This is a genomic window from Aquimarina megaterium XH134 (assembly GCF_000520975.1).
Lineage (GTDB): Bacteria > Bacteroidota > Bacteroidia > Flavobacteriales > Flavobacteriaceae > Aquimarina > Aquimarina megaterium.
This window is the reverse complement of the sequence record NZ_JACB01000069.1, coordinates 1-12185: the sequence shown is the minus strand read 5'-3', so window position 1 is coordinate 12185 and position 12185 is coordinate 1. Positions and strand designations below refer to the sequence as shown.

The 12185-nt window shown below is 31.5% G+C and carries 9 protein-coding genes and 1 other RNA gene; 3 read left to right on the top strand and 7 right to left on the bottom strand.

Features of this window, described 5'->3' with window-relative positions; translation table 11 throughout:
* Positions 1–47 precede the first annotated feature (47 nt).
* From fsa to ffs, 3 genes are all read right to left on the bottom strand, one after another.
* The gene (gene fsa, locus Z053_RS0126320) at positions 48–701 is read right to left on the bottom strand and encodes a fructose-6-phosphate aldolase (RefSeq protein WP_025667947.1); all 654 of its coding nucleotides are present in this window, start codon (positions 699–701) and stop codon (positions 48–50) included.
* A gap of 160 nt (positions 702–861) precedes the next feature.
* Positions 862–1683 carry an SDR family oxidoreductase gene (locus Z053_RS0126315; protein WP_025667946.1) on the bottom strand — a complete coding sequence of 274 codons (822 nt, stop codon included), beginning with the start codon at positions 1681–1683 and terminating at the stop codon, positions 862–864.
* Between the two features lie 122 nt (positions 1684–1805).
* Positions 1806–1904: signal recognition particle sRNA small type (ffs, locus tag Z053_RS30915), an RNA gene on the bottom strand.
* 87 nt (positions 1905–1991) lie between these two features.
* On the opposite strand from ffs, the gene Z053_RS0126310 reads away from it, so the two are divergent.
* The 3 genes from Z053_RS0126310 to Z053_RS0126300 all read left to right on the top strand — a co-directional run bounded on the left by Z053_RS0126310 (position 1992) and on the right by Z053_RS0126300 (position 5876).
* Positions 1992–3047, top strand: a complete 1056-nt coding sequence (locus Z053_RS0126310; protein ID WP_025667945.1) for a glutaminyl-peptide cyclotransferase — start codon at positions 1992–1994, stop codon at positions 3045–3047.
* Between the two features lie 173 nt (positions 3048–3220).
* Positions 3221–4975 carry a DEAD/DEAH box helicase gene (locus Z053_RS0126305; RefSeq protein WP_025667944.1) on the top strand — a complete coding sequence of 585 codons (1755 nt, stop codon included), beginning with the start codon at positions 3221–3223 and terminating at the stop codon, positions 4973–4975.
* A gap of 136 nt (positions 4976–5111) precedes the next feature.
* The gene (locus tag Z053_RS0126300) at positions 5112–5876 is read left to right on the top strand and encodes a carboxypeptidase-like regulatory domain-containing protein (protein WP_025667943.1); all 765 of its coding nucleotides are present in this window, start codon (positions 5112–5114) and stop codon (positions 5874–5876) included.
* Between the two features lie 8 nt (positions 5877–5884).
* Here Z053_RS0126300 and Z053_RS0126295 read toward each other — a convergent pair whose 3' ends face one another.
* The 4 genes from Z053_RS0126295 to Z053_RS0126275 form a co-directional block, all read right to left on the bottom strand.
* Positions 5885–6250, bottom strand: coding sequence for a VOC family protein (locus tag Z053_RS0126295; protein WP_025667942.1), 366 nt, complete (start codon positions 6248–6250; stop codon positions 5885–5887).
* A 579-nt stretch (positions 6251–6829) separates the two neighbouring features.
* A complete protein-coding gene (locus Z053_RS0126290; protein WP_025667941.1) occupies positions 6830–7486 on the bottom strand; it encodes a TrmH family RNA methyltransferase in 657 nt (218 codons plus the stop codon).
* 1701 nt (positions 7487–9187) lie between these two features.
* Complete coding sequence (locus Z053_RS0126280; protein ID WP_025667940.1) at positions 9188–10003, bottom strand: mechanosensitive ion channel family protein; 816 nt, start codon at positions 10001–10003, stop codon at positions 9188–9190.
* A 125-nt stretch (positions 10004–10128) separates the two neighbouring features.
* Entirely contained in the window at positions 10129–12099 is a 1971-nt protein-coding gene (locus Z053_RS0126275) for an OmpA family protein (RefSeq protein WP_025667939.1), read from the bottom strand.
* Between the last annotated feature and the right edge of the window lie 86 nt (positions 12100–12185).

Below are 12185 nucleotides of genomic sequence, written 5' to 3'. Positions count from 1 at the left end.
CTCGATAGAGCAGCTTTTCTAAAATTTTATATGTTAGGAAAATTACACTAGTTTCCTTTTTTATAATCTGCAAGAAACTTAGCAAGACCAATATCTGTTAATGGATGTTTTAACAATCCTTCTATAGAAGAAAGAGGCCCTGTCATTACATCTGCACCGATCTTAGCACAATCAATTACATGCATTGTATGTCTTACCGAAGCTGCCAAAATTTCTGTATCAAATCCATAATTATCATAAATCAATCTTATCTCTGCAATAAGATTAAGTCCATCTGTAGAAATATCATCTAATCTACCAATAAACGGTGATACATAGGTAGCTCCTGCTTTAGCAGCAAGTAAGGCCTGCCCAGCAGAAAACACCAAAGTACAATTGGTTTTAATTCCTTTATCACTAAAGTATTTGATTGCTTTTACACCATCTTTGATCATAGGTACTTTTACAATAATTTGATCATGAAGTTTAGCCAGTTCTTCTCCTTCTTTAATAATACCATCAAAATCTGTAGAAATTACTTCTGCACTTACATCTCCGGTTACGATTTCACATATCTTTTTATAGTGATTAATTATATTTTCTTTACCAGTGATACCTTCTTTAGCCATCAAAGATGGATTTGTAGTTACTCCATCAAGAACTCCTAAATCTTGTGCTTCCTTAATCTGATCAAGATTTGCAGTATCAATAAAAAATTTCATAGTATTGTTTTTAAAATTGTTGTGTTTAAATTTTGCGCTTTTATAGATCGCGAATATAAAAATAATCGTTGTAGACTAATAAATTCTTTTTGTTAATTAAAAAAATATCTTTCATCTGTCGAATCCATAACGCTTCTATATTTAATTACAGAACTACACATTATAATTTATAATGATTCATCAGCATTTTCTCATACATTCTATCTGGTAATATTCGTTTTAGCACAATAGAAAATTTTTGCATAAATGCTCCTACTTTATAGTGTACTTTTGGTTTTTTGTTTTTTATAATCTTAAAAACTGCTTCGGCCATTTCTAAAGGATCATTACCCGAATCTACATGGCTATCCATTAGTTTTAATGTATCTCCATATGGTTTTTCATATGGAGAATTTTTAATAACGGGAGCATGGTAGCGCCCTGCAGCAATATTGGTTGCAAAATCCCCAGGAGCTACATTAGTCATTCTAATATTGAAATCTTTCAATTCCATTCGCCAGGCTTCGGTAGTCATCTCTAATGCTGCTTTAGAAGCACTATAAATCCCTCTATACGGTAATCCCATATACCCTGCAATAGAAGTGATGTTAATGATTAATCCACTTCCCTGTTTTCGCATTACTGGTAAAACCGCTTTGGTAACATTGATTGGGCCAAAATAATTTGTAGTAAAATTTCTTACTATTTCTTCATTAGGAATTTCTTCTATTGGTCCTGTAATACCAGCTCCGGCATTATTAATTAACACATCTAATCTTCCATGCTTTTGTTCTATGGTCGCAATAGCAGAATTGATACTGTTCGTATCTGCTACATCTAACTCTAAAAGTGTAAAAAACTCAAAATCAGGAAATCGAGATGGATTACGACTAGTACCGTATACAATATATCCTTTTTGTGCCAAAAATATTCCTATTGATTTTCCTATCCCAGAAGACCCTCCTGTAATTAAAACTACAGTATCTTTTTGATTTGTGCTCATAATCGCAAATATACAATTCTGATTAACGATCTACTAATCTCAAAATATAAAATGATGGGAAACAAATGATGGCAATTTAGGTATCAATGGAATTTAAATTACATCAAAAATTAAGGCACAAAAAAAGGCAAGCTACCTACATCACACTGCTACAACCGTCTACCTTTGCTGCGTTCCCGCCCTGGAGGATTCAACAGGAGCTAGTTGTGTAGGACTTGCCGCTGCAAAGATACAATCTTTAGGATATAAAACAATGATTTTTTAAACCCAATTAAAATAAATATCTTGCTTAAAATTTAATTATCACAATGAAGATCCATAACTCCTTCGTCATCATTATTTTAAGCATACTCAGTTTTTCTTGTGGAAGTAATCAAGATAAGCGAAAAAAATATTTTTCTATCAATACCGAGGGTAATAAAACCAAATTTATGCTTGGTGAGACTATAAAAGCAAACATCATAAACGCTCAAAATATAAAAATTGACTCTGTTACTTTTCTTTTAGATAATAAAAAGGTAGCTTCTAAAAAAGATTTCAGTTATGAAGAAAAAATTGATGATGAAAAACTAGGAAATCACATCTTAACGGCTCAAGTTTTTTATGATGGAAATATCGACACTATAACCAAAAAGATCGCTTTTCTTAATAATATATCTCCAAAATTATATTCTTACAAAATTATTGCAGAATACCCTCATGATAAAGAAGCCTTTACCCAGGGATTAGAATTTTTTGGTGATACGTTATATGAAAGTACTGGTAAAAAAGGAATGTCTTCTTTACGGAAACTTGACTATAAAACCGGAGAAATTCTTGTAAAAAAAGATATAGCAAAGGAATATTTTGCAGAAGGGATTACCATTATGAATAATAAAATATTTCAACTAACCTGGACATCTAAAGAAGGATTTATCTATGATCTTACTACCTTAGAGAAAACCGGAAGTTTTGCATATAACCAAAGTAAAGAAGGTTGGGGATTATGTAATAATGGAAATCAGATCTACAAGAGCGATGGTACAGAAAAAATCTGGATACTAGATCCTAACACCCTTGTAGAAAAAGATTATATAGAAGTCACTACAAACAAAGGTGTTAAATCCAGATTTAATGAATTAGAATGGGTTGACGGAAAAATTTATGCTAATACCTGGCAAAAAGATGGAATTGCCATAATTAATCCTAACAGTGGTGCTTTAGAAGCAGTTATTAATCTTAGTGGTCTTCGTAAAAAAGTAACGCAGCATGAAAAACTGGATGTTTTAAATGGTATCGCATATAATGCAAATACCAAACGGTTATTTGTTACTGGTAAAAACTGGGATAAACTTTTTGAAATTGAAGTTATAAAAAAACCATAGTATTTTTTTGAGAAAAAACAATGATACACTAATTAGACATTGATCTTTTTATTCTATTTTTCTGATACTATAAAAATTCATTCTTCAATAAATTTCTGCAACACTATAATAAGTTACTCGTTATTGTAATAGACAGATAATAAACCGTACCTTTGCGGCTTATTTTTAGCTATATGAATAAATTTGAAGCGTTAGGTCTTGGTGAAGCCATTATTAAGGCGGTGAATGATATGGGTTTCGAAACCCCAAGTGAAGTACAGGAAAAGGCAATCCCTATTTTATTAAAGGAAGATACAGATATTGTTGCTTTAGCACAAACTGGTACAGGAAAAACAGCAGCTTTCGGTTTTCCCTTAATCGAAAAAATTGATAGCAATAGCAGGATTACACAAGGATTAATCCTCTCTCCTACTCGCGAACTTTGTTTACAAATTACTAACGAACTTAAAAACTACTCTAAATATATTCCTGGATTGCACACTGTAGCAATTTATGGTGGAGCAAGTATAACGGATCAGGCAAAACAAATAAAACGTGGTGCCCAAATTGTAGTGGCAACTCCTGGGAGAATGCAGGATATGATCAACCGTAAAATGGTAGACATTACCAATATTAGTTATTGTGTATTAGATGAAGCTGATGAGATGCTAAATATGGGGTTTTATGAAGACATCAATACCATTTTGTCTCATACTCCTGAAGATAAAAATACCTGGCTATTCTCTGCAACAATGCCAAAAGAAGTTTCTACCATTGCAAAACGATTTATGCAAACTCCTATAGAAATTACTGTAGGGCATAAAAATACTGGTTCTAAAAACGTTTCTCATGAATATTATGTAGTAAATTCTCGTGATCGGTATGCTGCTTTGAAACGACTGGCAGATGCAAATCCTGATATCTTTTCTGTAATTTTTTGCCGTACCAAAAGAGATACTCAAAAAGTAGCAGAAAATCTTATTGGTGACGGATATAATGCCGCAGCATTACATGGCGACTTAAGTCAGAATCAACGTGATTTGGTAATGAAAAGCTTTAGAAATCGCCAAATACAGATGTTAGTAGCTACAGATGTAGCTGCACGTGGTATTGATGTAGATGATGTTACTCATGTAATTAATTATCAACTTCCTGATGAGATAGAAACGTACACACATAGAAGCGGAAGAACAGGACGTGCAGGAAAAAGTGGTGTTTCTATGGTTATCGTATCCAAAAGCGAAGTCAGAAAAATTAGATCTGTAGAACGAATCATTAAGAAGAGCTTTGAGAAAAAAGAGATTCCTAGTGGAGAAGAAATATGTCAGGTTCAACTCTTTCACTTAGCTAGTGACATCGGAAAAGCAGAAATAAATCATGAAATCGATAGTTATTTACCATCTATTAATGAAGTTTTAGAAGAGTTTTCTAAAGAAGAATTGATCAAAAAGTTCTTTTCGGTAGAGTTTTCTCGTTTTCATAATTATTACAAAAAATCTAGAGATCTAAATGCTGTAAACGAAAGAGAAGGCAATTCTGGTAGTGATGGCAGTACACGTTACTTTATTAACGTAGGAGAAAAAGATGGATTTGATTGGATGACTTTAAAGGATTTCCTGAAAGAAGTATTAGAGTTAGGAAGTGATTCCTTAAGCCGAGTAGATGTCAAGGAAAGTTTTTCTTTTTTCAACACCAATACCGAACATCAGGAACGAGTTCTTCAGGTTTTTGAAGATTTCAGAATGGAAGGAAGAAAGGTTAATGTAGAAATATCTAAAGATTCTGGTCGTAGAGGAAGACGTCGTCGCGATAATGATGGTGGTTTTAAAGGAAAACGTAGAAGTGATGGATTTAAACCCAAAGGCAGAAAACGTTTTGATTCAAAAGAAGATAGAGGTAGCGGAGGTAATCGAAAAAGAGATCGTAGAAAACGTAGTGATCGCAGATAAATCAGAGGTTTTGTCCTTTGTATATTCAAAAATTACTTTTTAGTAAATTACTGAATATAAGAACTTAACAAATAAATATGATTTTTGGCGCGATTTTTATGTTATATTATTTAAAATTGAACGTCATATTATATACATGAAGAGAGTATTATTTTACATAGCCCTATTAGCAGGTATAACTACTTATGCTCAGGAGAATGATTCAAGTACTGTATCAGGAAAAGTATTAAATGCTGCTAATGATCAGATACTAGAAAATGTTCATATCGTTAATCTTAGTCAAGTCATAGGAACAATTACTAATGAAAAGGGAGATTTTAATATCCCTGCAAAAGTAAATGACACTCTATATTTCTCTTATATAGGGTACAAACCATTACAGGTTAGAGTAACTAACGATTGGGTTAAGTTTGGAGAAGTTAAGATTAAGATGACCGAGCTGGGAATTGCATTAGAAGAGGTAGTTGTTGCCGATGTACAACTAACAGGCTACCTAGAGATTGATGCTAAAAGAATCCCTGTTTACAATAATTATAGGTATAGTATTTCTGGATTGAATTCTGGTTATGAAGGTGGTAATAAACAACCTGGTGCCGTAAACAAGGTGTTAGGTGCTATCTTTAATCCTGCTGATTTTTTATATAATATATTTAGCAAACGCTCAAAAGAGTTAAGGAAATTACGTAAAATGAAAAAAGACGATGAGATTAGGAACCTTTTGGAGACTAAATTTGATCGTGCTACCTTAATGGCTCTTCTACAAGTAGGGCGGTTAGATATAGATGAGATTTTACGTAATTGCAATTATTCTGTTGATTTTATAAAATTTGCAAATGATCTTCAAATTCTCGATGCCATAAGTGAATGCTATGAGGAATATAAAATATTAGATAGAAAGTAATCTACATATCAACGTAAAGAATGTAATGCAATTCGGTTTCCTTCTGAATCTACAAAATACGCCATATATCCATGTTCTTCAGAAATTTGCTTTTTGTCTAAAACTACTTTCCCTCCTGCATCTGCTACCCTACTCATTTCATTAGCAACATTATCACAAGAAAAATACACCAAAACTCCATCTTCACTAGGCTTATAATGTTCTCCAGCATAGATTAATGTTCCTGTAGCAATTCCTGCTTGATTTTGATTAGGGAACCACCCCATTTGTACTCCTTCCATATCATGAAGACTAATTTCTATATCAAAAACTTTTTCATAAAAAGCTTTAGCTCTTTTCATATCTATAACCGGAATTTCGAACCAAGTAACCATAATATTAGATGTTAGATGTTAGATGTTAGATGTTAGATGTTAGATGTTAGATGTTAGATGTTAGATGTTAGATGTTAGATGTTAGATGTTAGATGTTAGATGTTAGATGTTAGATGTTAGATGTTAGATGTTAGATGTTAGATGTTAGATGTTAGATGTTAGATGTTAGATGTTAGATGTTAGATGTTAGATGTTAGATGTTAGATGTTAGATGTTAGATGTTAGATGTTAGATGTTAGATGTTAGATGTTAGATGTTAGATGTTAGATGTTAGATGTTAGATGTTAGATGTTAGATGTTAGATGTTAGATGTTAGATGTTAGATGTTAGATGTTAGATGTTAGATGTTAGATGTTAGATGTTAGATGTTAGATGTTAGATGTTAGATGTTAGATGTTAGATGTTAGATGTTAGATGTTAGATGTTAGATGTTAGATGTTAGATGTTAGATGTTAGATGTTAGATGTTAGATGTTAGATGTTAGATGTTAGATGTTAGATGTTAGATGTTAGATGTTAGATGTTAGATGTTAGATGTTAGATGTTAGATGTTAGATGTTAGATGTTAGATGTTAGAAAGTTACTCATTCTCATGATATCGTGCAATAATTTGTTCATGGCTTTTAATCACTTTCTTTGCCCATTCCATTCGTTTTTCTAATTTTTCCTCTTCAGATAATTGCCAATTGCTATTTGTTTCTTTAAGTTTAGATGTAACATATTGTAATATTATTGCAGCTGAAACCGAAATATTAAGGCTTTCTGTAAATCCAACCATTGGGATATGTAATTTGGCATCTGCCGCTTCAAGAACCTGATCGCTTAGCCCTTGCTGTTCTCTTCCAAAGAAAAATGCAGCTGGTTTATCAATATCAAAATCCTGTAAAACTTTAGAATCATCATGCGGGGTAGTCGCAACGATTTGATATCCTTTTTTTTGTAGCGTAGCCAGACATTCTTTGGTAGTAGAATATCGATTAACATCTACCCATTTCTGAGCACCCATTGCAATTTCACGGTCTATACGTTTTGCATTTACCTCTTCAATTACATGTACATTTTGGACTCCAAATACATCACAACTACGTATCACCGCACTTGTGTTATGCAATTGATACACATCTTCGACTGCTACCGTAAAATGATTTGTACGTTGTTCCAAAACTTTTTTATTTAAACCTTGTCGTCTTGGAGTAAGAAATGATTCTAAGTATTCGAGAAGTTTTATATCTATCATAATTGCTAAAATATAAAAACATCGATTATTTTTAATAAAAAAGAGCTGTCTGTTATGATATCAGACAACTCTTTTACAATCTACTTAATTTAACTTAAACATATGCACCATAGCTTTTCTGTATTGTAATATTTATGGCTTATTACAACAAAGCTCTTGTATGTACATAATTCTGATTTAAAAAACACTTAAAATCTGATATCACTTATCAAATTCTATTTTCACAACTAATTACTATTTAATCTTTTTTAGACAAAAAAAACCTCCCGAAATTACCCCTAAAAACGGAAGGTTTAAGTAAACACATTGTCAAAATGTTTCTTACTGACTAATTATTCATATCATAATTAGCCTAATTTTTCTTTTTCATTATTTCTTAATTTATACTTTATTATACTGTTGTTATGTAATTTATAGTCATTGATTTTAGTATTAGCATAGCTATGGCCTAAATAAAATTTGGCGTCATTATACTGTATAGCGTGGTAAATAAACATCAAAAAAGATCTTAACAACTTGTAGCTGTGTACATTAAATTCTAATACAAGATTAACTACAGATAAAGCATTAGTTTTTCTGGTATTATATCGTGTTAAGAAAGTGATAAAAAATGTACGGTAAGTCCGTAAAAAAGATAAAGAATTACTATATTTCACCCTTCGGAAAGAGGAGAAAAACGATATGTATTTTTCCTTAAGGGAAAGAAGCATCCCGTCAATTGAAAATCGAAATTGACAATTTCTAGACGCATGAAATAATAGTCTACTCATAATGATTGATTTATTTTAAATTAATCGCTATTCAGACCCTGCTTTTGTTGGCTCGCCAAAGTTTTACAATCGCGGGGTTGTTTTTGTCTTAACCTTAATTTTTAATGATATATATTTTTTATAAAAGAAACTAACATTAAAAATCTACAGTTTTACACATTTATTTATTACTTTTTATTTTAGTACTACGCTCAAAACACCTCCAAAAACAGAGGTTTTTGATTTTATATTATTACTTATTTTTCTCATTAATGCAATTTGACAATAAAAGTGTTCGTTTATTCATAAAAGTATATTATCACTACTTAGATGAAAAACTACATATCCTTTTACAAAACAATATCGAATATAAAACTCAGGGAGGGGTAAGAAAATAAGTTTTTTATCCTGTAATTATTACATTATGTTTTGCTTAAAAACAATACTTAAAGATAGTTACTATTTGTTAAAACCGAACACTGAAACACCACATAATTATTCCGGTTTTACCATAAAAAAATAAATGTCTAATCATATTATCAAAAAAATAAACAAAATTAACATTTTCATCAATCCCCAAAATCACAAATACTTAATTACCAATTACTTACAATAAAAATAGAGCTATGCAAAATGTTGTGAATTCATTAAAAAAGTAGGAATATTCCATAAAAAATATAGAAATACAGCTTTTTAACCGATGTATTACGCTTTTTAACTGTTTTTAGATTATTGAAAAAACGTCAATTATGGATAGGTAAACTGTAATTTTTTATCAAGATAAAAGTATAAATCCTATTTTTCAATACTAAAATAGATAATAGGTTTAGGTTATTATATTATCATTCTGACCTCTGATATTTTTAACCTACTAAATTTAAGCAGTTTACAAAAAAAATCACTTTCCATAAAAAATAGAAAGTGATTTTTAATTTCAATTTATTTTATACGATTAACTTTCTTTATGAATTTCTACTGAGTGTGGATAAGGAATTTCAATACCTGCATCATCAAGAGCTAGTTTACAGTTTTCTAATGTAGTAAAATACACATCCCAATAATCTTCTGGAGTGCAGTAAGGACGAACAGCCAAATCGACAGAGCTTTCTCCTAATTGGCTAACATTTACAGAAGGCGCAGGGTCTTTCATTATCTTAGGGTTTGATGTTAAAACTCCTAGCAATACATCTTTTGCATTTTTTATATTTTCATCATAACCTATACCTATTGTGATATCTACTCTCATCATTCCTTCTGCCGTATAGTTAATGATATTACCATTTGCCATTGCTCCATTAGGAACGATAGCTAACTTATTTTGAGGAGTAGTTAATTTTGTTGTAAAAATTTCAATTTCCTTAACTACACCCAATACGCCTTGTGCCTCTATAACGTCTCCTATTTTGTATGGTCTAAAAATCATAATAAGCACTCCTCCTGCAAAATTAGATAAAGATCCTTGTAGTGCTAAACCAACTGCCAAACCAGCCGCAGCAATTACAGCAGCAAAAGTAGTGACATCGACACCTAATCTTGAAATTACGAGAATGATGAGGAATACTTTTAGGGACCAGGTCAATAAGTTTAATAAAAACTTTTGCAAAGATTCATCATACTTACTTTTAGACATCACCTGTCTAACACTGCTAATTAATTTCTTAATAACCCATGATCCTATAATATAAATAAGGATGGCTGTAATGAGTTTAGGGCCAAATTCTTTTGCCAGTTCAATACCGTAATTGAACCATTCTTGAGCTTTTTCCATTATAATTTGTGTTATTTTGTGTTGAAATATTGCAGTAATAAAAACTATAACTACAACAGATAAAATTTAGGATAGCAAAGGTATATGAAATCAATATCAAAGCCAAAACGTTTTATGTACTATCATTATTGTAGTATAATAAATTCACTTCTGCGGTTAAGTTGATGTTCATTATCGCTACATGGTACTCCATCTGCACATTTATTAATAAGTGCAGTTTCACCATATCCTCTACCCGTTACGCGATATCTATCTATCTTTCCTTTTTCTACTATATACTTAATCGTGCTTTTTGCTCTGCGTTCACTTAAATACATATTATAATCATCATCTGCCCTACTGTCTGTATGAGATCTAACATCAATCTTTAAATCGGGGTATTCGTTAAGTGTTGCAATAATTTTTTGTAATTCTATTTCTGCATCTGGCCTTATAAAAGATTTATCTAAATCAAAATATATAATCTCCAGATCTAATAGTTTAGCCAAATCATCACCTGGTTTCACTTCTTTTTCGGCCAATCCGCCTTTGCTAAGTTGCAGAGCTAAGTCATGCTTATGTTCTAATACATTATTTGCCGTAAGAAGCGCTTCTGTAGGGCCATACCCTATCTTATTTGCTCTAACAATATAGGAAGTATCACACTCGAGATCAAACCTATATCTCCCTTTCGAATCTGTAACTGTACGTTGTAATTCGTTATTAGTATCGTCTAATAAAAACACTTCGGCATCTACCAAAACTCCTCTAGAACTTGCATCTGTAACTACTCCTTCAACATATTGATTACATTTAGTAATTAATTCTTCTGTTTGCTTAAAACTATAAATATCATCATTTCCTTTTCCTCCTGCTCGATTGCTTGAGAAATATCCAATTTTTGTATTTTCATTTAATACAAAGGTAAAATCGTCTTCAGAACTGTTTACTGGTTTCCCTACATTATAAGGTATAGAAAACTCTCCAAATTCCTCGGGAACAGTTACAAAAATATCTAATCCACCTAAACCAATATGTCCATCACTAGCAAAATACAATCGTCCCGAATCACTAACGTATGGAAAAGTTTCTCTTCCTTCAGTATTAATTTTATCTCCCAGATTTTTGGGTTCACCAAAAGTACCATCTTCATGTATATCAATAACATATAAATCAGAAAGTCCTCTACTATCGGGCATATCACTTGCAAAATAAAGTTTAGTTCCATCTGCACTCAATGCAGGGTGGGCTATAGAATATTCATTGCTATTAAAAGATAACTCTTCTATGTTTGTCCATTTATCATTTTCGAGTGTTGCTCTATATATTTTTAGTAATATAGTCCCCTCTACATTAGATCCTAATTTTCTTTTAAGATAATTATTACGAGTGAAATATACTGTTTGTCCATCACTACTAAAAGAAGTAGAAGATTCGTGAAACTTTGTATTTATTTTCCCTTTTAACTTTTTGGGTGTTTGTAAAATCCCATTAGATTCAATAATCGTTGAAGAAAACAAATCCAGAAATGGCATTTCATCCCATTCATGAACAACCTTACTCATTCCACTTCCTCCTCCTCTCGAAGATGCAAATATCAACTCTCCCTGATTATTAAAACTAGGTGCATAATCAGAGTATTTAGAGTTTATACTTAATTTTAATAGTCTAAACTTACCGGACTGCATTTCAATAAATTTTAAATAATCTCTGGTATTCATAAAGAATTCTGCTCTTTGGTCATTACCAGTAATCGTATTAAATTGCTCCATTATCTTATCTGCTTCCTCATATCGTTGTATACTTTTTAAGCTTTGAGAATATCTAAATAAATATTCGGGATCAATATCATCTGCATACTTAGTAGTTAGTTTTTCATACCAAGGAATTGCATCCTCTAACCGGGCATTAAAATAATAAGAGTCTCCAAGTTTTTTAAACAAATCTGCAGATTCATAGCCACTTTCTGCAACTTGAAGATATATTTTACGGGCATCGACAAAGGCATAACGATTAAAGCTTTCATCAGCTTTAGCCATTCGCTTTTCTTGGGAAAACGCAATCCCCGACAACAATATACTTAAGGAGATATTTATAAAGTATTTGGTAAAATTCATAGTTTTTCGTTTTTATTTAATTCTAAAAACTAGGTTTTAATATGGTTCTAATCATTTTTTTGAAGGCCTAACATCTTAAATAGTTA

Excerpts from the sequence above, each read along its gene's own strand:
- fsa (WP_025667947.1), bottom strand. The coding sequence starts at position 701 with ATGAAATTTTTTATTGATACTGCAAATCTTGATCAGATTAAGGAAGCA.
- Z053_RS0126315 (WP_025667946.1), bottom strand. The coding sequence starts at position 1,683 with ATGAGCACAAATCAAAAAGATACTGTAGTTTTAATTACAGGAGGGTCT.
- Z053_RS0126310 (WP_025667945.1), top strand. The coding sequence starts at position 1,992 with ATGAAGATCCATAACTCCTTCGTCATCATTATTTTAAGCATACTCAGT.
- Z053_RS0126305 (WP_025667944.1), top strand. The coding sequence starts at position 3,221 with ATGAATAAATTTGAAGCGTTAGGTCTTGGTGAAGCCATTATTAAGGCG.
- Z053_RS0126300 (WP_025667943.1), top strand. The coding sequence starts at position 5,112 with ATGAAGAGAGTATTATTTTACATAGCCCTATTAGCAGGTATAACTACT.
- Z053_RS0126295 (WP_025667942.1), bottom strand. The coding sequence starts at position 6,250 with ATGGTTACTTGGTTCGAAATTCCGGTTATAGATATGAAAAGAGCTAAA.
- Z053_RS0126290 (WP_025667941.1), bottom strand. The coding sequence starts at position 7,486 with ATGATAGATATAAAACTTCTCGAATACTTAGAATCATTTCTTACTCCA.
- Z053_RS0126280 (WP_025667940.1), bottom strand. The coding sequence starts at position 10,003 with ATGGAAAAAGCTCAAGAATGGTTCAATTACGGTATTGAACTGGCAAAA.
- Z053_RS0126275 (WP_025667939.1), bottom strand. The coding sequence starts at position 12,099 with ATGAATTTTACCAAATACTTTATAAATATCTCCTTAAGTATATTGTTG.